The organism is Saccharopolyspora hirsuta, from assembly GCF_008630535.1.
Classification (GTDB): Bacteria; Actinomycetota; Actinomycetes; order Mycobacteriales; family Pseudonocardiaceae; genus Saccharopolyspora; species Saccharopolyspora hirsuta.
This window is the reverse complement of sequence record NZ_VWPH01000008.1, coordinates 240900-266046: the sequence shown is the minus strand read 5'-3', so window position 1 is coordinate 266046 and position 25147 is coordinate 240900. Positions and strand designations below refer to the sequence as shown.

The following is a 25147-nucleotide window of genomic DNA, read 5'->3' as shown; positions in this document are numbered from 1 at the left end:
TCGTGGCGGCAGGCGAAGCGACCAGCAGACGACCAGTGACCGAAGAGGCGGCCGAGCCTCTCGACCGCGCGGAGCGGCGACAGCTCGACGTGGTCCGCCGGTTCGGCACCACCGGCTCGCTGGTGCTCGCGGTCGGCTCGATCGGCGCCGGGGCGGCCCCGGTGGACAACCCGCTGTCCGGGGCGCGGCTGATCGGCCTGCCGGTCCGGGTGCCGACGGTGGCGATGGCCTGCTGCTGGCTGGGCATCCTGATGATCGTGATCGCCTGGCTGTGGCTGGGCCGCCTGTGCTGGCCGGGCCGCGGCCGGATGCTGTCGGTCACCCAGCTGGCCCGCACGCTGGCGATGTGGGCGCTGCCGCTGGCGCTGGCGCCGCCGCTGTTCAGCACCGACATGTACAGCTACCTGGCGCAGAGCGAGGTCGCCGCGCGCGGCTTCAACCCGTACGTGCTGGGCTCGGCCGCCGCGCTGGGCGTGGACCACCCGTTCACCGCGAACGTGCCCAACATCTGGCGCGACACCCCGTCCCCGTACGGCCCGCTGTTCCTGATGTTCGGGCAGGTGATCTCCCGGATCGTCGGCGACAACGTGGTGTTCGGGGTGCTGGTGTGGCGCGCGGTGATGCTGTGCGGTCTGGCGCTGGCGATCTGGGCGATCCCGCGGCTGGCGCGGCGCTGCGGCGTGCACCCGGCGGCCGCGCTGTGGCTCGGCGCGGCCAACCCGATCGTGCTGTTCCACGTGGTCAGCGGCATGCACAACGAGGCGCTGATGGTCGGCATCATGCTGGCGGCGATCGAGCTGGGCCTGCGGTACCAGACGGTGCCGGGCACCATCGCCGCCGGAGTGCTGCTGAGCGTGGCCGGGGCGATCAAGCCGCCGGGCTGGATCGCGCTCGGCTTCTTCGGCATCTACCTGGCGCTGCGCCGGGGCGGCCGGTTCCGGGACCTGGTCAAGGTGGCCGCGCTGCTGACCGCGGTGTTCCTGGCCACCATGACGGTGATCACGGTCGCCAGCGGCTGGGGGCTGGGCTGGATCGACACCTTCGACGTGCCCAACCGGGTCAAGACGTTCATGGCGCCGCTGACCGCGTTCGGCATGACCGGCGGCGGGCTGAGCACCCTGCTGGGGCTGGGCAACCAGACCGACGCGATGCTGGTGATCACCAAGATCATCGGCTATCTGCTGGTCGCGGTGGTGTGCCTGCGGATGCTGTGGTTGTCCTTCCGCGGCCGCATCGAGCCGCTGGCCGGGCTGGGCATCACCTACCTGACGCTGGCGCTGGCGGTGCCGGTGCTGTGGCCCTGGTACCTGCTGTGGTCGGTGGTGCCGCTGGCGCTGGCGACCAACAACAACCGGTTCCGGGTCACCGCCGCGGTGATCTGCGCCGCGGTGTCGCTGTTCGTGCCGCCGACCGGGGCGGGCTTCCCGCTGCGGGCCTACCAGATCCCGCTGGCGGTGATCGCCGCGGTGATCGCCTTCGCGATCACGCTGTGGCTGGTGCGCGGCAAGGTGCCGCGGTTGCTGCCCACCCGCGGCGGTGTTCGGCCGGTCACGCAATAGGCTTGGATTTCGTGAGCAACGCCGATGGTCCGGCCGTCCAGCTGCGCGGGCTGAAGAAGCGCTTCGGCGACACCGTCGCCGTGGCTGGCCTCGATCTGTGCCTGCCGCGCGGCAGCGTCCTGGCGCTGCTCGGGCCGAACGGCGCGGGCAAGACGACGACGGTGGAGATCTGCGAGGGCTTCCAGCGCCCCGACTCCGGCGAGGTCCGCGTGCTCGGCCTGGACCCGCACACCCAGTCCGAGGCGCTGCGGCCGCGGATCGGCGTGATGCCGCAGGGCGGCGGCGCCTACCCCGGGGTGCGGGCCGACGAGATGCTGGACCTGGTCGCGGCCTGCGCCGCCGACCCGCTGGACCCGGCCTGGCTGCTGGACGTGCTCGGGCTCGCCAACGCCCGCCGCACCCCGTACAAGCGGCTCTCCGGCGGCCAGCAGCAGCGGCTGTCGCTGGCGTGCGCGCTGGTCGGGCGCCCGGAGCTGGTGTTCCTCGACGAGCCCACCGCGGGCATGGACCCGCAGGCGCGGCGGCTGGTCTGGGACCTGGTGGGCGCGCTGCGCCGCGACGGGGTCAGCGTGCTGCTCACCACGCACCTGATGGACGAGGCCGAGGCGCTGGCCGACCGGGTGGTGATCGTGGACCACGGTCGCGCGGTCGCCGACGGCACCGCCGCGGAGCTGACCGAGCCCGAGGACGGCAAGCAGGAGCTGCGGTTCCGCTCCCAGACCGGGCTGGACCTGAACCTGCTGCTGGCCGCGCTGCCGGAGGACTGCCAGGCCAGCGAGCTGCGGCCGGGCGACTACGTGGTGCGCGGGGTGGTCGACCCGCAGGTGGTGTCCACGGTGACCGCCTGGTGCGCGCAGCACGGGGTGCTGGCGCAGGAGCTGCGGGTGAGCCGCCGCAGCCTGGAGGACGTCTTCCTGGAGCTGACCGGACGGGAGCTGCGATCGTGAACGCCGAGGCCAACGCCGCCCCCCAGCTCGGCACCCAGTTCCCGGCCGGGACCTTCGCGCCCGCCCCGGGCCGGGGCCGTCCGCTGCGGATGCTGCTGGCGCAGACCCGGGTCGAGGCGCTGCTGATCATCCGGCACGGCGAGCAGGCGCTGCTCACGCTGATCATCCCGCTGGCGCTGCTGATCGGCCTGAGCACCTTGCACATCGGCGACCTGCCGGAGCCGCGGGTGAACTCGGTGATGCCGCGCATCCTGGCGCTGGCGGTGATGTCCACGGCGTTCACCGGGCAGGCCATCGCGCTGGGCTTCGACCGCCGCTACGGCGTGCTCAAGCGCTTGTCCGCGACGGCGCTGCCGCGCTGGACGCTCATCTCCGGCCGAGTGCTGGCGACGCTGCTGGTGGTGGCGTTGCAGGCGGTCGTGCTGGGGGTGGCCGCGGTGCTGCTGGGGTGGTCGCCGGAGCTCTCCGGGCTGCTGCCCGCTGTCCCGCTGCTGGTGCTGGGCACGCTGGCCTTCGGCGCGGCCGGGGTGCTGGTCGGCGGCGCGCTGCGGGCCGAGATCGTGCTGGCGCTGGCCAACGCGATCTGGTTCGTGCTGCTGCTGGCCGGTGGCCTGGCGCTGCCCGCGGCCGATCTGCCCGGGCCGCTGGGCGCGCTGGCCGGGTTCCTGCCGTCCGGCGCGCTGTCCGCTGCTCTGGACGCCGTGCTGGTCAACGGCTCGCTGCCGGGCGTGCAGCCGGTCGTCGTGCTCCTGGCCTGGGGCGCGGTGTGCGGCGCGGTGGCGGTGCGCACCACTCGCCTGACCTGAGGCGGTGACGGCACCCACCACTCGGTTCTAGGGTGTGGGCCATGACGGAGATCGCCCGCCGGGCCAAGAGCGCCCTGGAAGTCATCCATTCGATGATCTACTTCGCCCCGGAGGCCGCCGACGGCTTCGCCGAGCTCGGCCTCGAGCGGGGCCGTATGTCCTACTACGCGGGCCGGTCCGCCGCGATGGGGCCGGTCGGTGCCGGTGCGGTGGCGGCGACCTTCTACAACTTCAACCCCGAGTCGGTCGCCAAGCACATCCCGCGCGCCTGGTCGATCGCCTCCCCGAGCGCGGTGCTCGACGCCCGCTTGCGCGCCGCCGACGCGGCGCTGCGCCGGATGCTCGGCGAGGTCGACTCCCCGGCGATCGCCGAAGCGGCCGAGCTGGCCCGCGAGGCCAGCCGGGCGTGCCGCCCGGAGGGCAAGCCGCTCTACGCCGCGCACGCCGACCTGGACTGGCCGGACGAACCGCACCTCCAGCTCTGGCACGCCACCACCCTGCTGCGCGAGTTCCGCGGCGACGCGCACATCGCGGCGCTGCAGCGCGCCGAGCTCAACGGCGTGCAGGCGCTGGTGCTGCACAGCTCGACCGGCGAGGGCTTCAAGCCGTCGGCGGCGCGGGAGCTGCGCGAGTGGAGCGAGTCGCAGTGGGCCGAGGCCGAGCAGGAGCTGCGCGAGCGCGGCCTCATCGGCGATGACGGCGGGACCAGCCAGGCGGGCCTCGCGCTGCGCGAGGAGATCGAGGCCGAGACCGACGCGATGTCGATGGCCCCGTGGCGCGCGCTGGGCGAGTCCAAGGTGGAAGCGCTGATCGACAGGGGCCGCGAGCTGACCCGCGTGCTGCTGAAGGCCGGTGCGGTTCCGCGCGAGCTGTTCGGGCGCGGCTGAGCCAAGGCCTGCGGACGGGCGGGTTCCGGGCCGCGGCTACCATCGGACCGTGCCGCTTCCTACTTGGATCTCCCGCCCGTCCCCGCGCGTCGTGCGCGTGCTGGCCCTCGCGGTGCTGGTGATGCAGGCGCTGATCTCGGTGACCGGCGTGACGGTGCGCGTGACCGGGTCCGGGCTCGGCTGCCCGACCTGGCCGCAGTGCTTCCCCGGCAGCATGGTGCCCGTCGAGCACCCCGAGGTGGCGACGCTGCACCAGGTGATCGAGTTCGGCAACCGGCTGCTGACCGGGGTGATCGGCTTCGTCGCGCTGGCCTGCTTCGTGGCCGCGCTGCGCTGCCGCCCGCGGCGCAAGCGGCTGGTCCGGCTCGCGCTGATCATGCCGCTGGGCGTGGTCGCGCAGGCGATCATCGGCGGCATGACGGTGCTCGTGGACCTGGCCTGGTGGAGCGTCTCCGTGCACTTCATGGCCTCGGCGGTGCTGATCTGGCTGGCCGCGATCCTCTACAAGGCCACCAAGGAGGGCGACCGCGAGCCGGTCGGCGTGGTGCCGACCCCGATGCGCAGGCTGCTGGTCGCGCTGGTCGCGGTGACCGCGGCGGTGCTGATCGCCGGCACCCTGGTGACCGCGGCGGGCCCGCACGCCGGTGACCCGGACACCCCGCGGCTCGACCTGCCGGTGCACACCCTGGTCCAGGTGCACGGCCTGCTGGTGATGGCCTACGTGCTGCTGCTGGCGATCTTCGGCGTGTGGCTGCGCAGCGCCCGCCCCACCAAGGCGCTGCTGAAGACCTACGCCTCGGCCTGCGCGATGGTGCTGGTCCAGGGCGCGATCGGGTCGGTCCAGTACTACCTCGGCGTGCCGGAGGCGATGGTCGTGCTGCACATGGCCGCGGCGACGCTGGTGATCATCATCACCGCCCTGCTGTGGGGCGAGTCCCGCTACCGCGGCGCGCTGCCCGAGCCGACCGAGGTCAAGGCCGCCGAGCCCGCCGCGGTCTAGAAGCGGAGATTGGGCTTGCCCTCGCGCTCCCAGCGGCGCCAGAGCTCGGGCATCTCACCGGCCAGCCACTGGTAGAACTCGTGCACCGTGCGCAGGCGCCGGGCGCGCTCGCCCTGGCCGCTGAACATGCGCAGCCCGGCCGCGGTCAGCTCCTCCAGGCCGGTGACCCGCTGCATCCGGTGGCGCACCAGCTCCGGCCAGCGGTCCTCCTCCACCCGGTACAGCGCCGCTTCGCGGCCCTGCCGGGTCGTCTTGGAGACCACCCCGAGCCGCATCAGCAGCCGCACGTTGGTGCTGATCGAGCCGGTGCTGGCGGCCAGCGCCAGGGACAGCTCGGCGGCGGTGCGCTCCGGCGGGTCGCAGACGAGCAGGAACGCCAGGATCCGCCCGGCGATCAGCGGCATTCCCTCGCTGGCCTCGAAGTGCGCCGCCATCTGCTCGATCCACTCCGACATGGCCGGTCGGTCGGTGCGCTGCACGTAATCGGGCACGACGACTCCAGGTGATCGAGTTCAGTCCTCGCTGAAAAGGTAAACCACAGCGAAGGCCGCCACCAACCACCTACCGGCGTGTCGGGGGAAGGGCTCAGCGGGCGCGCGGACCGGCCATCTTCCGGCGGTGCGCGGCACCGATCTGCACCGCGGCGACGGTCTCCCCGTCCCACTCGTGGGCGGACAGCCCCTCGACGGCCTCGACCAGCGCGTTCCCGGTGGCGACATCGGGGACCATGACGTCGCCGAAGCGGCCGTCCTCCCCGATCAGCACGACGCGGGCGCCGACCTGTCCGAGGTTCTCCACGACCGCCCGGGCGGACTTGCCGTGCGCGGCGACGAAGGCCTCGGCCGTCGCGATCGCCTTGGGCGCGGGTGCGGTGGTCTCTTCGGTAGCCGTCATGACCGAAATCCTAGATCAGGGGAAGATCCGGCGGAGCGGTCCGGTTGCAGCAGATGAGTACGACAGCGAAGGAGCAAGCATGCGAGCCATCCGGGTAGCGGAGCACGGCGGGCCCGAGGTCCTGCAGCTCACCGAGATCGAGGCGCCGGAACCGCAGCCCGGCCACCTGCTGGTCGAGGTCGCGGCGATCGGCGTGAACTTCATCGACACCTACCAGCGCAGCGGCGTCTACTCGATGCAGGTGCCGTTCACGCCCGGTTCCGAGGGCGCGGGCGAGGTCGTCGCGGTGGGCGACGGCGTGACCGGGTTCGCGGTGGGCGACCGGGTCGCCTGGGCGATGACGCCGGGCAGCTACGCCGAGCGGGCGCTGGTGCCCGCCGACAAGGCGGTCCGGGTCCCGGACGGGGTCGACGACCGCACCGCGGCCGCGGCGCTGCTGCAGGGCCTCACCGCGCACTACCTGGTCACCTCGACCCACCCGGTGCACACCGGCGAGACCGCGCTGGTGCACGCCGCGGCCGGTGGCATGGGCCTGCTGCTGACGCAGCTGATCAAGCACCGCGGCGGCAACGTCATCGGCACCGTGTCCACCGCGGAGAAGGAGAAGCTGGCCCGCGAGGCCGGGGCCGACGAGATCATCCGCTACACCGAGGAGGACGTGGCCTCGACGGTCGCCGACCTCACCGACGGCCGCGGCGTGGACGTGGTCTACGACGGCGTCGGGAAGACCACCTTCGACGCCAGCCTGGCCAGCCTGCGCCCGCGCGGCGTGCTCGCGCTGTTCGGCGCGGCCAGCGGTCCGGTGCCCCCGGTGGACCCGCAGCGGCTGAACTCGGCCGGTTCGGTGTTCCTGACCCGCCCCAGCCTGGCGCACCACATCCTGACCCGCGACGAGCTGGACTGGCGGGCCGGTGAGCTGTTCGACTGGATCACCACCGGGGTGCTCGACATCCGCATCGGCGGCACCTACCCGCTGGCCGAGGCCCGCCGCGCCCACGAGGACCTGGAGGGCCGCCGCACCACCGCGAAGCTCCTGCTCCTGCCGTGACCGGCACGCCTGCCCCGGTCCGCGCGACCGGGGCAGGTCTACATCGGCCAGCCGAGCACCGGCAGGCTCAGCGCGGAGTCCACCGCCAGCGCCACGAACACGATCATCAGGTACGTGTTGGACATGTGGAACAGCTTCATCGGCTTGGTCTTCTCGCCGTGCTTGGTCGCCGCGTGCAGCCGGTGTGCCAGCAGCAGGAACCACGCGCCCGCCAGCACCGCGAAGGCCGCGTAGAGCCAGCCGGTCGCCGGGACCAGCAGCAGCGTCCAGATCACCATCAGCCAGGTGTAGGCCACGATCTGGCGCGAGACGTAGGTCGGCTCGGCGACGACCGGCAGCATCGGCACCCCGGCCCGCTCGTAGTCGTCCTTGTACTTCATGGCCAGCGACCAGGTGTGCGGCGGCGTCCAGAAGAAGATCACGCCGAACATCACCAGCGCGGGCCAGTCCACCCGGCCGGTCACCCCGGCCCAGCCGATCACCACCGGCATGCACCCGGCCGCGCCGCCCCAGACGATGTTCTGCGCGGTGCGGCGCTTGAGCACCAGCGTGTAGACGAAGACGTAGAACAGGATCGTGCCGACCGCCAGCGCCGCGGCCAGCAGGTTCGCCGTCGCCCACAGCCAGGCGAAGGAGCCGACGCCCAGCACGATGCCGAAGACCAGCGCGTGCCGGTTGGACACGGTGTGCCGCACCAGCGGGCGCGCCCGGGTGCGCTTCATCACCTGGTCGATGTCGGCGTCGGCCACGCAGTTCAGCGCGTTCGCGCTGCCCGCGGCCATGGTGCCGCCGATCAGCGTGGCGATCACCAGCCACGGCGACGGGATGCCCCGCTCGGCCAGCAGCATCGCCGGGATGGTGGTCACCAGCAGCAGCTCGATGACCCTCGGCTTGATCAGACCGACGTAGGCCTTCAGCAGCTCACCGGGCCGACGAGCGTGCCGCTTGCGGGGGACGTCGACTGCGGTGCTCACGAGCGAATAGTAGGCGCGCTACTGAACAGCGCCTCGCGCGGGTGGTCACCACTCGGCCGGTGACCCCGGTCACGCAGCGTTACAGGTATCCTGGTGGCGGTCCCGATCAGCTGGGAACCCCGGTCGCACTTCAGCGCGAAATCCGCCCCCAGGCGCAGAGTCGGGCGCCATCGTCACCGCCGCCCCCGCAGGCGGCGGTGCGGCAATTCAGACGGGTCGGCGCGTGCCCGATCGGACACGACTAGGCTGCCCGTCGGACGAGGGATAACCGCGGTTCGAATCGGTCCAGCGACCGCATTCACCCGTCAACGGGAAACCGCCGAAGGAAAAACTTGGAGCTGCGTCCGTGTCCGTCACCGACGACCTTGCCCGCTTGACCACCAAGCGACTGCCCGACGACTGGAGCGAGCTGGACCAGCGCGCGGTGGACACCGCCCGCGTGCTGGCCGCCGATGCGGTGGAGAACTGCGGCAGCGGCCACCCCGGCACCGCGATGAGCCTGGCCCCGGCGGCCTACGCGCTGTTCCAGCGCGTCATGCGGCACGACCCGAGCGACCCGGAGTGGATCGGCCGCGACCGGTTCGTGCTCTCCGCCGGTCACTCGAGCCTGACGCTGTACGTGCAGCTGTTCCTGTCCGGCTACGGCCTGGAGCTGGAGGACCTCAAGCAGCTGCGCAAGTGGGGCTCGAAGACCCCGGGGCACCCGGAGTACGGGCACACCGCCGGGGTCGAGACCACCACCGGCCCGCTGGGCCAGGGCCTGGCCACCGCGGTCGGCATGGCGATGGCCGCCCGCCGCGAGCGCGGGCTGTTCGACCCGGAGGCCGCCGCCGGTGAGAGCCCGTTCGACCACCACATCTACGTGATCGCCTCCGACGGCGACATCGAGGAGGGCGTCACCTCCGAGGCGTCGTCGCTGGCCGGTACCCAGCAGCTGGGCAACCTCACGGTGATCTACGACGCGAACGAGATCTCCATCGAGGACGACACCCGCATCGCGCTGTCCGAGGACACCGCGAAGCGCTACGAGTCCTACGGCTGGCAGGTCCTCACCGTGCACGGCGGCGAGGACGTCAAGGGCCTGCTGGAGGCCATCGAGACCGCCAAGGCCGAGACCTCCCGCCCGACCCTGATCGTGCTGCGCACGGTGATCGGCTACCCGGCCCCGACCAAGATGAACACCGGCAAGGCGCACGGCGCCGCGCTCGGTGCCGACGAGGTCGCCGGGGTCAAGAAGGCGCTGGGCCTGGACCCGGAGCGGTCGTTCCAGGTCGACGACGAGGTGCTGGCGCACGCCCGCGAGGTCGCGGCCCGCGGCAAGGCCGCGCACGCCGAGTGGCAGGTCGCCTTCGACAAGTGGGCGGCGGCCAACCCGGAGCGCAAGGCGCTGCTGGACCGGCTGAGCGCCCGCGAGCTGCCGGCCGGTTGGCAGGAGAAGCTGCCGACCTGGGAGGCCGACGGCAAGTCCATCGCCACCCGCAAGGCCTCCGGTGAGGTGCTCAACGCGCTGGCCGACGTGCTGCCCGAGCTGTGGGGCGGTTCGGCCGACCTGGCGGAGAGCAACAACACCACGATGAAGGGCGTCGACTCGTTCGGCCCGGAGTCGATCTCCACCAGCACCTGGACGGCCAACCCCTACGGCCGCACGCTGCACTTCGGCATCCGCGAGCACGCGATGGGCGCGATCCTCAACGGCATCGCGCTGCACGGCGGCACCCGCCCCTACGGCGGCACCTTCCTGGTGTTCAGCGACTACATGCGCCCGGCGGTCCGGCTGGCCGCGCTGATGAAGGTCCCGTCCATCTTCGTGTGGACGCACGACTCCATCGGCCTCGGCGAGGACGGCCCGACGCACCAGCCGATCGAGCACGTGGCCTCGCTGCGCGCGATCCCGGGCTTCTCGATCGTCCGCCCGGCCGACGCCAACGAGACCGCGGCGGCGTGGAAGAAGATCCTTGAGGACCCGAGCGGCCCGGCCGGTCTGGCGCTGACCCGCCAGGGCGTGCCGACGCTGGAGGGCGTGACCGCCGAGGGCGTCGCCAAGGGCGGCTACGTGCTGGCCGAGGCCGGCAACGGCGAACCGAAGGTTGTGCTCATCGCCACCGGCTCCGAGGTGCAGCTGGCCGTCGAGGCCAGGAAGATCTTGGAGGCCGACGGCGTTGCAACCCGTGTGGTCTCGATGCCGTGCGTGGAGTGGTTCGACGCGCAGGACGAGGCCTACCGGGAGCAGGTGCTGCCGGAGTCGGTCAAGGCCCGCGTCTCGGTCGAGGCCGGCATCGCGATGCCGTGGTACCGGTTCGTCAAGGACGCCGGTGAGTCGGTGTCCATCGAGCACTTCGGCGCCTCGGCGGACTACAAGACCCTGTACAACGAGTTCGGCATCACCGTCGACGCCGTTGTCGCGGCGGCCCGGCGCAGCCTGGACAAGCAGGCGTGAGCGGAGGAATTCCTGTGACCACCAACCCGAACCTCAAGGCGCTCAGCGAGGCCGGGGTTTCGATCTGGCTGGACGACCTGTCCCGCCAGCGGATCACCTCGGGCAACCTCGCCGAGCTGATCACCGACCAGGCGGTCGTCGGCGTCACCAGCAACCCGACGATCTTCGCCAACGCGCTGTCCAACGCGGCCGACTACACCGAGAAGGTGCGCGAGCTGGCCGCCCGCGGTGCCAGCGTGGACGACACCGTCCGCGAGCTGACCACCGCTGACGTGCGGGACGCGGCGGACATCTTCCGCAACGTCTTCGAGCAGTCGGGCGGCGTCGACGGCCGGGTCTCCCTGGAGGTCGACCCGCGGCTGGCGCACGACACCGACCGCACCGTGGCCGAGGCCGTGGACCTGTGGAAGGCCGTGGACCGGCCGAACCTGATGGTCAAGATCCCGGCCACCGTGGAGGGCCTGCCCGCGATCACCCGCGTGCTGGCCGAGGGCATCAGCGTCAACGTCACGCTGATCTTCTCGGTGCAGCGCTACCGCGACGTGATGGACGCCTTCCTGGCCGGTCTGGAGCAGGCGAAGGCCAACGGCCACGACATCAGCGAGATCGCCTCGGTCGCGTCGTTCTTCGTGTCCCGCGTGGACACCGAGATCGACAAGCGGCTGGAGAAGATCTCCGGCGGTGAGGCGCTGCGCGGCAAGGCCGCCATCGCCAACGCCCGCCTGGCCTACGCGGCCTACGAGGAGGTCTTCGCCGGTGAGCGCTGGAAGGCCCTGGAGGCCGCCGGTGCCAAGGCGCAGCGTCCGCTGTGGGCGTCCACCGGCGTGAAGGACCCGGCCTACTCCGACACCCGCTACGTGGACGAGCTGGTCGCGCCGAACACGGTGAACACCATGCCGGAGGCCACGCTGAAGGCCACCGCCGACCACGCCGACGTGCGCGGCGACACGGTCAGCGGCACCGCCGCCGCCTCGCAGCAGGTCTTCGACGACCTGGCGAAGGCGGGCATCGACCTCGACGACGTGTTCGCGGTGCTGGAGCGCGAGGGCGTGGAGAAGTTCGAGAAGTCCTGGAGCGAACTGCTGGACACGGTCGCCCAGCAGCTCGAGCAGGCCAAGTAAGCGTTGGGGGCGGGGCCGGTTCGCGAAACCGGCCCCGCCGCCGCGCCTCCGGGCCGCTCCTGCCCGGATCGGCGACACTGTGGTCGCACGAAGTTGGCTTCCAAGATCGAATCCCGGAAGGTCAGATCGAACTGGGGTTCGACCCAACTAGATCGAGCGCTGTTAAGGAAATACATGGCAACCGAAATTTCCGTCGACATTCCCGATGTGGCGCTAGCGGCCGAAGCCCGACCGCTGGTCGAGCGGTTGGCCGCCGATGCGGTTGCCGGCAAGCTCGCCGCCCAGGACGCCACGCTGTGGGGCCCGGACGCCGAGCCCGAGGCATCCATCCGGCTGTCCTGGACGACGCTGCACGAGAGCTCCCGCCCGCTGCTGGCCGAGATCGACGCGCTGCGCGCCGAGCTGCACGCCGAGGGCCTGGACCGGGTGGTGCTGGCCGGGATGGGTGGCTCGTCGCTGGCCCCGGAGGTGATCACCGCGACCGCCGGGGTGCCGCTGGTCGTGCTGGACACCACCGACCCCGGGCAGGTCGCCGACGCGCTGGCCGGTGACCTGGAGCGCACCGTGCTGGTGGTCTCCTCCAAGTCCGGCACCACCGTCGAGACCGACTCGCACCGCAGGATCTTCGAGCAGGCTTTCGAGCAAAACGGAATCGATCCTGTGACCCGCATCATCGTGGTCACCGACCCCGGTTCCCCGATGGAGACCGCGGCGCGCGAGGCGGGCTACCGCAAGGTGTTCACCGCCGACCCGCACGTGGGCGGCCGCTACTCGGCGCTGACCGCGTTCGGCCTGGTCCCGGCCGGGCTGGCCGGTGCCGACGTGTCCGCGCTGCTGGACGACGCCGCAGCGGCGTTCCCGCGGCTGAGCGCCGACGACGACAGCAACCCCGCCGTGCGGCTGGCCGCCGCCCTGGGCGCGGCGCACGCCGGGGGCGCGGAGAAGGTCGTGTTCGCCGACACCGGCTCCGGCATCAAGGGCTTCGGCGACTGGGTGGAGCAGCTGATCGCCGAGTCCACCGGCAAGAACGGCACCGGTCTGCTGCCGGTCGTGGTGGAGGGCACCGACGCGCCCGGGTTCGCCGACGCGGGTGCCGACGCCACCACCGTGGCGGTCGGCCCGGCCGTCGCGGGCGCGAAGATCAGCACCGCCGGTCCGCTGGGCGGGCAGTTCCTGCTGTGGGAGTTCGCCACCGCGCTGGCCGGTCGGCTGCTGGGCATCAACCCGTTCGACCAGCCCGACGTGGAGGCCGCCAAGAAGGCCGCGCGGGCGCTGCTGGACGGCCCGGCCGGTGGCCCGGTCGCGACCCCGGCGCTGGTGGACGGCTCGATCGAGGTGCACGCCTCCGGCGAGTGGCTGTCGGCCGGGGTGGGCACGGTGACCGAGGCGCTGCGCGCGTTCCTGGCCGCCGCCCCGAAGAACGGCTACCTGGCGGTGCAGGCCTACCTGGACCGCCTCGACGACGCCTCGGCGGCGGTGCTGCGCCCGGAGCTGGCGCGGCGCAGCGGCCTGCAGACCACCTTCGGGTGGGGGCCGCGGTTCCTGCACTCCACCGGGCAGTACCACAAGGGCGGCCACCAGAACGGCGTGTTCCTGCAGATCACCGGGGACGTCGAGCAGGACCTGGAGGTGCCGGAGCGGCCGTACACGCTGGCCGGTCTGCAGCGCGCGCAGGCGCTCGGCGACGGTCAGGTGCTCGCCGACCGCGGGCGGCCGGTGCTGCGGCTGCACCTCACCGACCGCGCGGCCGGGCTGGTCGAGCTGGTCAAGGCCGTGCAGGACCTGGCGCAGGGAGGTGCGCGGTGACCCCGCCCGACCAGCAGTGGCAGAACCCGCTGCGGGATCCGCGGGACAAGCGGCTGCCCCGGATCGCCGGCCCGTGCGGGCTGACGATCTTCGGCGTGACCGGTGACCTGTCCCGCAAGAAGCTGATGCCCGCGATCTACGACCTGGCCAACCGCGGCCTGCTGCCGCCGGGCTTCGCGCTGACCGGCTTCGCCCGCCGCGACTGGGCCGACCAGGACTTCGGCCAGGTCGTCTACGAGGCGGTCAAGGAGCACGCGCGCACCCCGTTCCACCAGAGCGTCTGGGACCGGCTGGCCGAGGGCATCCGGTTCGTGCCGGGGTCCTTCGACGACGACGAGGCGTTCGACCGGCTCGCCGACACCGTCAAGCACCTCGACGCCGAGCGCGGCACGGGCGGCAACCACGCGTTCTACCTGTCGGTGCCGCCGTCGGCGTTCCCGACGGTGCTCAAGCAGCTGTCCCGCTCCGGGCTGACCGACCAGTCCGGGGACAGCTGGCGCCGGGTGGTCATCGAGAAGCCGTTCGGCCACGACCTGGAGAGCGCGCAGCACCTCAACCGCATCGTCAACGAGGTGTTCCCCGAGGACTCGGTGTTCCGCATCGACCACTACCTCGGCAAGGAGACGGTGCAGAACATCCTGGCGCTGCGCTTCGCGAACCAGCTGTTCGAGCCGATCTGGAACTCGCACTACGTGGACCACGTGCAGATCACCATGGCCGAGGACATCGGGCTGGGCGGTCGCGCGGGCTACTACGACGGCATCGGCGCGGCCCGCGACGTGATCCAGAACCACCTGCTGCAGCTGATGGCGCTGACCGCCATGGAGGAGCCGGTCTCGTTCTCCCCGCAGGACCTGCGGGCGGAGAAGGTGAAGGTGCTCTCGGCGACCAAGCCGGTCGGTCCGTTCGACGAGACCACCGCGCGCGGCCAGTACACCGGTGGTTGGCAGGGCGGTTCGCTGGTGCCGGGCCTGCACGAGGAGGGCGGCTTCGCCTCCGACTCCATCACCGAGACCTACGCGGCGATCACCCTCGAGGTGGAGAGCCGCCGCTGGGCCGGGGTGCCGTTCTACCTGCGCACCGGCAAGCGGCTGGGCCGCCGGGTCACCGAGATCGCGGTGGTGTTCAAGCGCGCCCCGCACCTGCCGTTCGACAGCACGATGACCGAGGAGCTGGGGCAGAACGCCCTGGTGATCCGGGTGCAGCCGGACGAGGGCGTGACGATGCGCTTCGGCGCGAAGGTGCCGGGCACCTCGATGGAGGTGCGCGACGTGACCATGGACTTCGGTTACGGGCACGCCTTCACCGAGTCCTCGCCGGAGGCCTACGAGCGGCTGATCCTGGACGTGCTGCTGGGTGAGCCGTCGCTGTTCCCGGTCAACGAAGAAGTCGAACTGTCCTGGAAGATCCTCGACCCGGTGCTGGAGCACTGGGCGGCGCGCGGCAAGCCGCAGCCCTACAAGGCGGGCACCTGGGGCCCGCCGTCGGCGGACGCCATGCTGGCCCGCACCGGACGCGTCTGGAGGCGACCGTGATCATCGACCTGCCGTCCACCACGACCTCGCAGGTCAACAAGAAGCTGGTGGAGCTGCGCGAGACCGGCGGCGCGGTGGCGCTGGGCCGGGTGCTGACGCTGGTGGTGGTCACCGGCGACGGCACCGAGGTGGAGAAGGCCATCCAGGCCGCCAACGACGCCAGCCGGGAGCACCCGTGCCGGGTGATCGTGGTCGCCAGCGGGGCGCGGCAGGCCGCGCCGCGGCTGGACGCCCAGATCCGCATCGGCGGTGACGCGGGCGCGTCCGAGGTGATCGTGCTGCGGCTGTACGGGCCGCTGGCCGACGAGGGCGCGGGCTCGGTGGTCCCGCTGCTGCTGCCGGACGCCCCGGTGGTGGCGTGGTGGCCGACCGACGCCCCGGACAACCCGGCGAAGGACCCGATCGGCGCGCTGTCGCACCGGCGGATCACCGACGCGGCCAACGAGGCCGATCCGATCGCGGCCCTGCAGAAGCGCGTCCGGTCCTACACCGACGGCGACACGGACCTGGCCTGGACCCGGCTGACCTCGTGGCGCGCGATGCTGGCGTCGGCGATGGACCTGCCGCCGCACGAGCGCGTCACGGCCGCCACGGTGACCGGCGCGGCGGACTCCCCGTCGACCGATCTGCTGGCCGCGTGGCTGGCCAGCTACCTGGAGATCCCGGTGCGCCGGGTGGAGCACCCGCGCGGGCCGGGCATCGTCTCGGCGGTGCTGGAGCGCCCGTCGGGCAACGTGGAGATCGTCCGCCCGGACGGCAAGGTGGGCACGCTGACCCAGCCGGGCCAGCCGGACCGCCGGGTGTCGCTGCACCGCCGCGAGGTCCGCGACTGCCTCACCGAGGAGCTGCGCCGCCTCGACCCGGACGAGATCTACGAGGCCACCCTGTCCGGCCTGGACAACATCGTCCGCGACGAGCCGGAGCAGGAGGAGGGGGCATGACCCGTCCCGACGTGGTGGTGCACGCCTCGGGCGAGCTGCTGGCCGCTGCCGCGGCGGCGCGGCTGATCACCAAGCTGGTGGACGCCCAGGCCGCGCACGGGGTGGCGTCGGTGGTGCTCACCGGCGGCCGCACCGGCATCGGTGTGCTGGAGCAGGTCCGCCGCTCCCCCGCCCGCGACGCGGTGGACTGGTCCGCCGTGGACGTCTACTGGGGCGACGAGCGGTTCCTGCCGGACGGCGACCCGGAGCGCAACGAGACGCAGGCTCGGCAGGCGCTGCTGGACCACGTGCCGGTGGACCCGGACCGGGTGCACCCGATGGCCCCGTCGGGCGGCAAGTTCGGCGCGGACGCGGACGCCGCCGCGGCGCACTACGCGGAGGTCCTGGCGACCACGGCGGCCCGGGCCACCGACATCGCGGTGCCCCGCTTCGACGTCCTGCTGCTGGGCGTCGGCGAGGAGGGCCACACGGCGTCGCTGTTCCCGGACACGCCGTACGTCCGGGAGACCGAGCGCACGGTGGTGGGCGTGCACGACTGCCCGAAACCGCCGCCGACCCGGATCTCCCTGACGCTCCCGGCGATCCAGGCGGCCTCGGAGGTCTGGCTGATGACCACCGGAGCGGCCAAGGCCGAACCGGTGGCGGCGGCCCTGGGCGGCGCGAAGCCGGTGGACATCCCGGCAGCCGGGGCCCACGGCCGCGACCGCACGCTGTGGCTGCTGGACCGGACCGCAGCATCGGCAGTCCCCACCGGGGGCTGATCGCGACGACGAGGGGCGCCTCCGAGCCACGTGCTCGGAGGCGCCCTTCTGCTCATTGCTGCCGGTCCGCGAGGTGGTCCTGGAGGCGGGCGTGCCGGAACTGGTACACCGCGCCGACCTGGCGGAACACGCCGCACCGGTGACCGTGGTCGAGGAACGCCATCAGCCGCCACGGCAACCTGCCGCGCAGCGCCCACCACAGCCTCGGCGGCCACGACGACATCCACGCGCTCTTGGCCGCCACGCCGAGCCCCAAGCCCAGGCCGAGCGTCAGGGCGGAGCTGAACTCGTACCAGCCCTGGTCCTGCCCCATCACGACGATGCTGAGAAGCACCAACAGCTGAAGGAAGACGATCGGCATCAGCACCCGCACGACCGTCGACGTCCGGTCCCAGCGCAGCACGTCGATCGGACGTGGTACTCCGGCATCCTCCGACGACACCGCCGCCCACGTTCCGGGCCCGACCACGGCCACCCCGATGAGGCCGAAGATCACGGCGATCCCGAGCAGCAGCACGGGTCCGTCCTCGATGCCGCGCACCGCTGCGAAGGCGGTGACGAGGAAGATCCCGGCGAGCAGGCTCACCAGGTAGCTCACGGCCAGCCGCCGGAGGACCAGCAGACGCAGCCCGCGGCGGATGCGCATGCTGGCGCGCCGCGGGCTCCTCGATTCCGAGAGCAGCAGTGCGAGCACCAGGGCGATGCCGAATACGTCGACGAGGACGTTCGCGGATTCGTCGAACTTCCGCGCGGAGAACCAGAACGTGCAGAACAGCACCGGCACGGCGGTCAGCAGGATCGCGGCGGGGCGTTGCTTGAAACGGGGCACGTGCTCGATGAGCCAGTCGAGGAGCACGCCCACGAACAACCCCGTCACGATCTCGCTCTGCCCCAGCAACAACAGGCAGCCGAACACCGCTCCCCAGGCGACGGCCGCCATCGCGTTGGGTCGGCGCTGGCGCCACCAGGCGATGTCCCGGGTTTGCAGGCTGGTGAGGTGGTGCGCCAGGAACCCCAGCCACCGCTGGGCCTGCTCCGCAGGGTAGGACCGGGCCGCATGGGCGTCCGATGTGGACGGTGCCGTCGGTTGGTCGGCGTAGATGGTGGGCAGGTACGCGTCGAGCAGGTGGTGCTCGATCGTCGCGGCGTCGGCGAAGCGGTCGCGGTCGAGCAGTTCGGCGGGGTCGCGGTCCGGGTGGGTGTAGACGGTCCGGGCGAGGCTCACCATCAGGGGCGTGGCGAACGTCGTCGCCAGCGGACCGTCGGGGTCCTGCCGCAGGTGGGCGAAGACCGGCCGCCACCTGGCCGTGGTGCTCGGCAGGCCCGCGGACAGGAAGGCGATCGCGTCCTCGACGTCGACCTGCTGGAGCTCCACGACCGCCGCCGCGGCCAGCGTCGTGCCCCCGGCTTCGACCGCGTGCTGGAACTCGTCGCTGCGGCAGGTCACGACCAGCGGTCGCCCGGCGGCGGCTGCCCGGTCGATGCCTTCGATCGCCGTGACGTGCGCTTCGGGCGGCAGTTCGTCGAGCCCGTCCAGGACCGGGATGATCCGCCGCTGCTCCACCAGCCGCAGCGCCGCGTTGCGCCCGTAGGCGCGGCGGTTGGTCAGCGCCGGGTAGTCCTGGCGCAGCCGCCGGACGATCCAGTCGTCCAGGAACTCCTCGAACGGGTTCCAGGACGCCACCGAGAGCAGCACCGGCACCGGTTCGCCCGGCTCGCGGGTGCCGAGCATGCCCAGCGCGAACAGCAGGGCCAGCACGGTCTTCCCGGCTCCGGGTTCGCCCAGGACCACCAGCTGCCGCGCGGGCAGCGCCCGGAACTTCTCGACGACGTCCCCGAGATCGCCGTCGACGCGCAGGTCGGCGGTCGCGGTGACGTCCCGCCCGGTGCTCGACCAGCGCAACCGCAGCGGGTGCGGCCGGTGCAGCGATCGCGTCTGGGCCTCGGCCTGCCACTGGGCTCGCACGGCTTCCGCCAACCGCTCCGCCGCCCGGTCGAGGCGGGATCCGCCCTCGCCCGGGACGATGACGACATCGCCGTGGATCTCGTGGGTCTGCACGAGATTGCCCACGGCACCGCGGTTCTCGATCGTGCCTCGCCGGGCTGCGAGGTACCTCCGCCGCAGCCGGGAACACCAGCGCATGGTGACCTCCTGGCGGTGGGGACGACGGGGGCACACGCTAGCGGCGGATTCCGGCCCGTCGACCGGAATCCGCCGAACAGCACCCGAACGGCGGGCCGCTGCCTTCACGCCTGGTTGAACGCGAGATCGGCGAGCACGGCGCGGTGGTCGCTGCCCCGGGTTTCGACCACGTCGGCGCCGGTGGAGGTCAGGCCCCGGTAGAGCACGTGATCGAGTCGGACCAGGGGAACCGCCGCGGGCCAGGTGAAGCCGAAGCCCGCAGGTTCGGCTTCCGCCACGGTCCGCAGCAGCGGGCCCATCGCGCGGTCGGTGGTCGCCGTGTTCAGGTCCGCGAGCACGACCACCCGGTCCGCCCGCTCCGCGACGAGCGCGGCGCGCAGCTCGGTCAGGCCCCGGTTGCGCTCGGCCACCGAGTCCGGGCGCAGCGACGGCAGGTGCGCCACGTACACCGCGACCGGACCGTGCGGGGTGCGGACCCGCGCCCGCAGCGCGCGGGTCCACCCCATCCCCAGGTCCACCGGCTCGGCCGCCTCGATCGGGTACCTGCTCCACACCCCCACCGTGCCCAGGACTTCGCTGTGCGGGTACTCCGCTCCGAGGGCTTCCCGCACGGCCGAGCGGGCCGTCCCGGTCAGCTCCTGGACGCCGATCACGTCCGCGCCGGTCGCCGCCAGGTCCGCGGCCGTCGCCGCCGGGTTCTCGTTGGCCGCGAAGATGTTCTGGCTGACCACCCGCAGGTCGCCGGACGCCGACGCCTGCGGCAGCAGCGCGGTCCCGAACACCGCGCACCACACCGCCGCCGGGACCAGCACTGCCACCGCAGCTCGGGTCCGCCCCACCAGACCGAGCACCAGGAGCACCGGGACGAGCAGGCCGAGCCAAGGCGCCGCGCTGTCGAGCAGGGTGCCCGCACCGCTGACGTCGGGCACCAGCGCGTGCGCGCCGAGCAGCAGGGTGAGCACCCCGCACCCGGTCAGAACCGCCACCCGCATCTTCACAGCCCTGCCGGGCAGATCCGCTGCGGCGCACCGCCCCGGACCACCGCGTCCAGGCAGCCGCCCGGCAGGCCGTCGTGCGGCCGGGCGGAGAAGTTCGCCGTCACGGTGAGCGCACCGTCGCCGAAGGACGTCCGCTGCACCAGGTGGTCGGGGGTGAGCCAGCGGAAGTCCGCGAGCGGTTCGGTCGCGGCAGCGCGGTGCAGCGGCTCGAAGAACCGCTGGAGCTGGGCGATCTGCGCGCCGTGCGAGTCCAGTTCGGACTCGTCGAGCACCAGGTTGAGCGGGATGTTGTGCAGCATCGCGAGCATCGCGCGGTTCTTGCTCTGGTCCGGCAGCTTCGACCAGGACAACTCCCACCGCTCGGTGCTGATCACCGAGTCGTGCAGCACCGCCTGGTAGAGCGGCACCCGGTACTCCGGGGCGTACATCGCCTTGGCGACGTCGGCGGGCAGCCGCACCGGCTTGAAGAAGAACGCGGGCGCGCCCTGCGGCGCGTACCCGCCCCAGGACTGCTTGTCCTTCTCCAGCTTCCACAGCTGGTCGGTCACCGGTGTGACCGAACCGTGGTTGTAGGACAGGACGCCGTTCGCCCAGGAACCGGCGGTCTCCGAGCCGAGCACGAGCTGGCCGGACAGCCAGGCCATGCGGTCGAGCCGGTTGCGCCGGTCCTGCTCCTTCGCCATCGGGTGCGCCGGGCTGTGGTCGCTGTGCAGCTCGCCTGCGGCGTCGACGTCGAGGAAGTAGCTGTTCGCGCCGTTGGCGGTGAACTCGCGGGTCCGGTCGGCCATGAGGTGCTGCGTCGGCTCGGCGCGGCGGAACGCCTCCGAGCTCAGGTAGCAGCCCCGGCCGCCGAAACCGGGGAGCACGCCGCCGTCGGCCTCGCGCACGCAGGCGTCCGGCCACACCGGGTCCGGCCACTTCGACGCGGGGTTGTCGGCCTGTCCCGGTTCCTGCGCGTTGGCCCAGGAGTCGTAGGGGCCGACCAGGAAGCCCGCCTGCTTCGCGGCCGCCACGGCCTGCTCGTCCATCGGCTCGTCGTCGGCGTCGTAGCCCAGCCACATCCGGTCGATGCCCAGGTCCCGCAGCCGCTGCACGCCCTCGGCGGTGCGCGCCCGCCCCCAGGTGTAGGCGTGGAAGGCGCCGATCAGCTTGCCGACCTCGGGGTTGCGCGCGATCTTCTCGCGCAGCGGGGTGATGCCGCCGTGGTGCTGCAGCCAGTCGCGGTAGTCGCGGGCCGCGGCGATCGGTCCGCCGTCGGTGATCGCGAACGTCATCCGGTAGTCCATCGTGGACTCCCGGGGCGAGAACTCGTGGCTCGCCGACGCCCGCAGGCGGCCCTGTTCGGAGGTGAACCGCAGCGCGGTCCCGATGTCGGACTCGGCGATGTAGCTCGCGCCGAGCCCCGGCAGGCTGGTCCCCCAGAACGGCATGGTGAGACCGCCCACCACCGCCGCCTCGGTGCCCACCAGCCCGGCCTGCTCGGAGTTCCACCACTCGTCGGCCACCGGGACGGCGATCCCCTCGCCGCGCGGCAGCTGCAGCTCGGTGGTCGCCGGGTCGGTGGCCGTCACCGGCCAGGTCAGCGTGCCCTCCCGGTCGGCGTGCACGGTCATCTCGAGCCGTCCGCCCCGCCCGGTGGCGGTGACGGTGAGGCCCTTCTCGGGGTAGCGCCAGGTGGCCGCTCCGCCCCGCGCGCTGACCTGCCCGGCCGGGCCCAGGTCGCCTTCGGCGGGCGCCGAGAGCTGCCAGGTCCGACCGTCGGGCGCTTCGGCCCGCAGGCCCAGCGACGAGGTGTCCACCTCCACGAGGCCGCCGGAGACCGGGACGCGCACCCGGTCGCCGTCGACCTCGACCTGCGGCTGGTCCGCGGCGGCGGGGCTGCACGCCGTGGTGGCGGCGAGCACCCCGACCGCGCAGACCAGCGGGATCATCTTGGTCACGTTCACACGGGCAGCTTCCGGACCGGAGATGAGAGTTCGGTGAGAGCCTGCATCCTGGTGGGGTGCGGATTCTGGTCGTCGAGGACGAGTCGTCGGTGCGGGACGCGGTGGTGCTCGGTCTGCGGAGCGAGGGCTACGAGACCGGCACCGCGGGTGACGGCGCGCAGGCGCTGACCGAGATCGCCCGCTGGCGGCCGGACGCGATCGTGCTCGACCTGCTGATGCCGTTCATGGACGGGCTGACGCTGTGCCGTCGGCTGCGCTCGGACGGTGACCGGACCCCGATCCTGGTGCTCACCGCGCGCGATGCCGTGTCCGACCGGATCGCGGGCCTGGACGCGGGCGCGGACGACTACCTGGTCAAACCGTTCGACCTGGACGAGCTGCTCGCCCGCGTGCGCGCGCTGCTGCGGCGCAGCTACCCCGAGGACGACGCGGTGCTCCGCGTCGCCGACCTCACCGTGGACACCGCAGCGCACCTCGTGCTGCGCGGGGACCGGGTGGTCGAGCTCAGCCGGACCGAGTACGCGCTGCTGGAGGTGCTGGTCCGCAACGCCGAGCAGGTGCTGCCGCGCGAGGTGATCACCGAGCGGGTGTGGGGCACCGACTTCGGCCCGACCTCGAACTCGCTGGAGGTCTACGTGCGCTACCTGCGGCGCAAGCTGGAGGCGGGCGGCGAAGCCCGGCTCGTGCACACCGTGCGCGGCATCGGCTACCGGCTCGGTGCGCGATGAGGCGCCGCTGGTCGCTGCGGCTGCGGATCGCAGTGGCCACCGCGCTGGCGGTGGCCGCGGCAGTGGCCGGGACGGCGGTGGCCGGGTACGCGATCGTGGCGCACGAGCTGGACCGCTCGCTGAACCTCGGGCTGACCCGGGAGGTCGCCCGCCTGGTGCGGCTGGAGCAGTCCTCCCCGGGGGCGTGGTCGCCCGCCGGTCCCTGCGTGTTCCTCGCCGCCCCGGCGTGCGTGCAGAAGGTGCACGCGGACGGCCGCGTCGAGGGCGAGAGCGCGTTGCCGGTGGACGAGCGCACCCTGGACGTCGCCGCCGGGCGCAGCGGAGCGTTCTTCAGCGACACCTCGCTGGAGGGGTTCCCGGTCCGGATGTACACCGCTCCGCTCGCTCCCGGCACCGCCGTCGAGGTCGCGGTCCGCTCCGACCGAGCGGACGAGAGCCTGCAGCGGATCAGCCTCGCGCTGCTCGCCGCGGGCGCGGTCGGGGTCGTGCTGGCGGCGGTCGCCGGGTTCGCGGTCGCCCGGTCGGGGCTCAAACCGGTCGGCGAGCTGACCGCCACCGCCGAGCGGGTGGCCCGGACCCGGGACCCCGAGCAGCACCTCGCGGTCCGGGGCGACGACGAGATCGCCCGGCTGGCAACGGCTTTCAACACGATGCTCGGCGAGCTCCAGCAAGCGCTGGGCGCGTTGCGGCAGTCGTTGACCGCGCAGCGGCAGCTCGTCGCCGACGCCTCGCACGAGTTGCGCACCCCGCTGACCGGCCTGCGCACCAACATCGACCTGCTCACCCGGGCGGACCGGCTGAGCCCCGAGCAGCGCGCCGCGACGATCGAGGCGCTGCGCGCGCAGGCCGTCGAGCTGACCGGGCTGGTCACCGACCTGATCGACCTGGCGCGCGGCGACGAGGCGCCAGCCGAGGAGACCGAAGCCGTCCGGCTGGACCAGATCGTCGAGCGGTGCGCGGCCAGCGCCCGCCACCGCTACCCGGGCATCACCTTCGAGACCGGCCTCGAACCGACCGTGCTCGACGGGGTGCCGCGCACGCTCTCCCGCGCCGTGACGAACCTGCTGGACAACGCGGCGAAGTTCAGCCCCGCCGGTGGGTCGGTGCAGGTCGGGTTGCACGGCGGGGAACTCGTCGTCCGGGACGGCGGGCCGGGCATCGCGGCGGACGACCTGGACCGCGTCTTCGACCGGTTCTACCGCTCCCCCGCCGCCCGCGGCCTGCCCGGCTCCGGTCTCGGCCTGGCCATCGTGCGCCAGGTGGCCACCGCGCACGGCGCCACCGCCATCGCGGAGTCGCCGCCCGGCGGCGGGGCGCTGTTCCGGCTGCGGTTCCCGACTTGATCAGGTGCCGAACTGCCAGGAGGTGCGGTACTCGTGCTGGCGCGGGGTGAGCTCGTCGATGGTGATGTCGTAGGCCGCGAGCTTGGCCACCGCGACCTCGTTCTCGATCTCCTGCGGGATCGGGTGCACCGCCGGTTCCAGCTCGCCCGCGTTCTCCACCAGGTAGCGGACCGCCAGCGCCTGGGTCGCGAAGGTCATGTCCATCACCTCGGCCGGGTGGGCTTCCGCGGCGGCCTGGCCGAGGAGGCGGCCCTCGGCCAGCAGGAGGATCCGGTGCCCCTCGGGGAGGGTGTACTCCACGCAGCTGTCGCGGACGTAGCGGCGGCTGGTGGCCGCGCTGGTGAGGTCGTCGACCGCGATCTCCAGGTCGAAGTGGCCGGAGTTGCCGATGATCGCGCCGTCCTTCATCAGCCGCATGTGCTCGACGGTGACCACGTCCCGGTTGCCGGTGGTCGTGATGACCAGGTCCGCCTCGGCGGCGGCGCGGCGCATCGGCAGCACCCGGAGCCCGTCCAGCTTGGCCTCCAGCGCCCGCACCGGGTTCACCTCGGTGACGATCACGTCCGCACCCATGCCGCGCGCCCGGGCCGCCACCCCGCGCCCGCACCAGCCGTAACCGGCCACCACGACGGTCGCCCCGGCCAGCAGGACGTTGGTGGCGCGCAGGATTCCGTCGATGGTGTTCTGGCCGGTGCCGTAGCGGTTGTCGAACAGGTGCTTGGTCAGCGCGTCGTTGGTGGGCAGGACCGGGTAGCGCAGCGCCGCGTCGGCGGCCATGTTGCGCATCCGGATCACCCCGGTGGAGGTGATCTCGGTGCCGCCGACGATGGCCGGGAGCAGTTCCGGGCGCTGCTCGTGCACGGTGGCGGTGAGGTCGGCGCCGTCGTCGACGATCAGCGTCGGCTCGATGCCGAGCGCGCCTTCGACCTGCTGGTAGTAGGTCTCGCGGTCGCAGCCGTGCAGCGCGAAGACCTCCGCGCCCAGGTCGCGCTGGATCGCCGCGGCGACGTCGTCCTTCGTGGACAGCGGGTTCGACGCGCACAGCGCCACTTCAGCGCCTCCGGCGACGAGCGCGCGGCAGAGGTTCGCCGTCTCGGTGGTGACGTGCAGGCAGGCCGCGATGCGCGCGCCGCGCAGCGGTTTCTCCTCCGCCCAGCGCTCGGTCAGTCCGGCCAGGACCGGCATGCGGCGGTGGGCGAACTCGACCTTGCGGGCGCCGTCGTCGGCCAGCGCGGGGTCGCGCAGCAGGGGCATGGGCTGCTTCCTCTCCTCG

Annotated in this window: 21 protein-coding genes; 14 read left to right on the top strand and 7 right to left on the bottom strand. The window is 72.7% G+C overall.

All coding sequences use genetic code 11. The features are described from left to right. Positions 1 to 35 precede the first annotated feature (35 nt). Genes mptB through F1721_RS19370 form a run of 5 tightly spaced genes read left to right on the top strand, consistent with a single transcriptional unit; the run spans position 36 to position 5199 of the window. The gene (mptB, locus tag F1721_RS19390; RefSeq protein WP_246155155.1) at positions 36 to 1559 is read left to right on the top strand and encodes a polyprenol phosphomannose-dependent alpha 1,6 mannosyltransferase MptB; all 1524 of its coding nucleotides are present in this window, start codon (positions 36 to 38) and stop codon (positions 1557 to 1559) included. A gap of 11 nt (positions 1560 to 1570) precedes the next feature. Further along, positions 1571 to 2506 (top strand): ABC transporter ATP-binding protein, encoded by a 936-nt coding sequence (locus tag F1721_RS19385; RefSeq protein WP_150068114.1) that lies wholly within the window; start codon positions 1571 to 1573, stop codon positions 2504 to 2506. Next, positions 2503 to 3312 (top strand): ABC transporter permease, encoded by an 810-nt coding sequence (locus F1721_RS19380; protein ID WP_246155153.1) that lies wholly within the window; start codon positions 2503 to 2505, stop codon positions 3310 to 3312. Before F1721_RS19385 ends, F1721_RS19380 begins: the two co-directional genes overlap by 4 nt. Before the next feature lie 41 nt (positions 3313 to 3353). Continuing rightward, a complete protein-coding gene (locus F1721_RS19375; protein WP_150068113.1) occupies positions 3354 to 4199 on the top strand; it encodes an SCO6745 family protein in 846 nt (281 codons plus the stop codon). Positions 4200 to 4248: 49 nt separating this feature from the next. Then, complete coding sequence (locus tag F1721_RS19370) at positions 4249 to 5199, top strand: COX15/CtaA family protein (RefSeq protein WP_211840530.1); 951 nt, start codon at positions 4249 to 4251, stop codon at positions 5197 to 5199. Here the strand turns inward: F1721_RS19370 and F1721_RS19365 are convergent. Both F1721_RS19365 and F1721_RS19360 read right to left on the bottom strand, forming a co-directional pair. After that, positions 5196 to 5690 (bottom strand): GbsR/MarR family transcriptional regulator, encoded by a 495-nt coding sequence (locus F1721_RS19365; RefSeq protein WP_150068112.1) that lies wholly within the window; start codon positions 5688 to 5690, stop codon positions 5196 to 5198. The genes F1721_RS19370 and F1721_RS19365 overlap by 4 nt on opposite strands. Before the next feature lie 94 nt (positions 5691 to 5784). Next, entirely contained in the window at positions 5785 to 6093 is a 309-nt protein-coding gene (locus F1721_RS19360) for a hypothetical protein (RefSeq protein WP_150068111.1), read from the bottom strand. Between the two features lie 79 nt (positions 6094 to 6172). On the opposite strand from F1721_RS19360, the gene F1721_RS19355 reads away from it, so the two are divergent. Continuing rightward, positions 6173 to 7141 carry a quinone oxidoreductase family protein gene (locus F1721_RS19355; protein ID WP_150068110.1) on the top strand — a complete coding sequence of 323 codons (969 nt, stop codon included), beginning with the start codon at positions 6173 to 6175 and terminating at the stop codon, positions 7139 to 7141. A gap of 38 nt (positions 7142 to 7179) precedes the next feature. On the opposite strand, the gene F1721_RS19350 is transcribed toward F1721_RS19355, so the two are convergent. After that, a complete protein-coding gene (locus tag F1721_RS19350) occupies positions 7180 to 8115 on the bottom strand; it encodes a heme o synthase (protein WP_150068109.1) in 936 nt (311 codons plus the stop codon). Between the two features lie 373 nt (positions 8116 to 8488). Between F1721_RS19350 and tkt the strand changes: the two genes are divergently transcribed. The 6 genes from tkt (at position 8489) to pgl (ending at position 16716) form a co-directional block, all read left to right on the top strand. After that, positions 8489 to 10552, top strand: coding sequence for a transketolase (gene tkt, locus F1721_RS19345; RefSeq protein ID WP_150068108.1), 2064 nt, complete (start codon positions 8489 to 8491; stop codon positions 10550 to 10552). 14 nt (positions 10553 to 10566) lie between these two features. Then, positions 10567 to 11673, top strand: coding sequence for a transaldolase (tal, locus tag F1721_RS19340; RefSeq protein WP_150068107.1), 1107 nt, complete (start codon positions 10567 to 10569; stop codon positions 11671 to 11673). 174 nt (positions 11674 to 11847) lie between these two features. Continuing rightward, positions 11848 to 13479, top strand: a complete 1632-nt coding sequence (locus F1721_RS19335) for a glucose-6-phosphate isomerase (protein WP_150068106.1) — start codon at positions 11848 to 11850, stop codon at positions 13477 to 13479. Further along, positions 13476 to 15014 (top strand): glucose-6-phosphate dehydrogenase, encoded by a 1539-nt coding sequence (gene zwf, locus F1721_RS19330; protein ID WP_150068105.1) that lies wholly within the window; start codon positions 13476 to 13478, stop codon positions 15012 to 15014. Before F1721_RS19335 ends, zwf begins: the two co-directional genes overlap by 4 nt. Further along, positions 15011 to 15955 (top strand): glucose-6-phosphate dehydrogenase assembly protein OpcA, encoded by a 945-nt coding sequence (gene opcA / locus F1721_RS19325; protein ID WP_150068104.1) that lies wholly within the window; start codon positions 15011 to 15013, stop codon positions 15953 to 15955. Before zwf ends, opcA begins: the two co-directional genes overlap by 4 nt. After that, a complete protein-coding gene (pgl, locus tag F1721_RS19320; RefSeq protein WP_150068103.1) occupies positions 15952 to 16716 on the top strand; it encodes a 6-phosphogluconolactonase in 765 nt (254 codons plus the stop codon). Before opcA ends, pgl begins: the two co-directional genes overlap by 4 nt. 52 nt (positions 16717 to 16768) lie before the next feature. On the opposite strand, the gene F1721_RS19315 is transcribed toward pgl, so the two are convergent. The 3 genes from F1721_RS19315 to F1721_RS19305 all read right to left on the bottom strand — a co-directional run bounded on the left by F1721_RS19315 (position 16769) and on the right by F1721_RS19305 (position 21803). After that, positions 16769 to 18787: an NACHT domain-containing protein gene (locus F1721_RS19315; protein WP_150068102.1), complete on the bottom strand. Its 2019-nt coding sequence runs from the start codon at positions 18785 to 18787 to the stop codon at positions 16769 to 16771. A 176-nt stretch (positions 18788 to 18963) separates the two neighbouring features. Beyond that, positions 18964 to 19845, bottom strand: coding sequence for an endonuclease/exonuclease/phosphatase family protein (locus tag F1721_RS19310; RefSeq protein WP_246155152.1), 882 nt, complete (start codon positions 19843 to 19845; stop codon positions 18964 to 18966). An 8-nt stretch (positions 19846 to 19853) separates the two neighbouring features. Further along, positions 19854 to 21803, bottom strand: a complete 1950-nt coding sequence (locus F1721_RS19305) for a glycoside hydrolase (RefSeq protein ID WP_246155150.1) — start codon at positions 21801 to 21803, stop codon at positions 19854 to 19856. 56 nt (positions 21804 to 21859) lie between these two features. On the opposite strand from F1721_RS19305, the gene F1721_RS19300 reads away from it, so the two are divergent. Then, entirely contained in the window at positions 21860 to 22531 is a 672-nt protein-coding gene (locus F1721_RS19300; protein WP_150068100.1) for a response regulator transcription factor, read from the top strand. Next, positions 22528 to 23874 carry a HAMP domain-containing sensor histidine kinase gene (locus tag F1721_RS19295; RefSeq protein WP_150068099.1) on the top strand — a complete coding sequence of 449 codons (1347 nt, stop codon included), beginning with the start codon at positions 22528 to 22530 and terminating at the stop codon, positions 23872 to 23874. Before F1721_RS19300 ends, F1721_RS19295 begins: the two co-directional genes overlap by 4 nt. Here F1721_RS19295 and ahcY read toward each other — a convergent pair whose 3' ends face one another. Then, complete coding sequence (ahcY, locus tag F1721_RS19290) at positions 23875 to 25128, bottom strand: adenosylhomocysteinase (protein WP_150068098.1); 1254 nt, start codon at positions 25126 to 25128, stop codon at positions 23875 to 23877. It lies immediately after the preceding gene. Between the last annotated feature and the right edge of the window lie 19 nt (positions 25129 to 25147).

What these genes read in the sequence shown, in the direction of transcription:
- F1721_RS19360 (WP_150068111.1), bottom strand. Translation starts at nt 6,093, where the DNA reads ATGACGGCTACCGAAGAGACCACCGCACCCGCGCCCAAGGCGATCGCG.
- ahcY (WP_150068098.1), bottom strand. Translation starts at nt 25,128, where the DNA reads ATGCCCCTGCTGCGCGACCCCGCGCTGGCCGACGACGGCGCCCGCAAG.
- F1721_RS19355 (WP_150068110.1), top strand. Translation starts at nt 6,173, where the DNA reads ATGCGAGCCATCCGGGTAGCGGAGCACGGCGGGCCCGAGGTCCTGCAG.
- F1721_RS19375 (WP_150068113.1), top strand. Translation starts at nt 3,354, where the DNA reads ATGACGGAGATCGCCCGCCGGGCCAAGAGCGCCCTGGAAGTCATCCAT.
- F1721_RS19335 (WP_150068106.1), top strand. Translation starts at nt 11,848, where the DNA reads ATGGCAACCGAAATTTCCGTCGACATTCCCGATGTGGCGCTAGCGGCC.
- pgl (WP_150068103.1), top strand. Translation starts at nt 15,952, where the DNA reads ATGACCCGTCCCGACGTGGTGGTGCACGCCTCGGGCGAGCTGCTGGCC.
- F1721_RS19295 (WP_150068099.1), top strand. Translation starts at nt 22,528, where the DNA reads ATGAGGCGCCGCTGGTCGCTGCGGCTGCGGATCGCAGTGGCCACCGCG.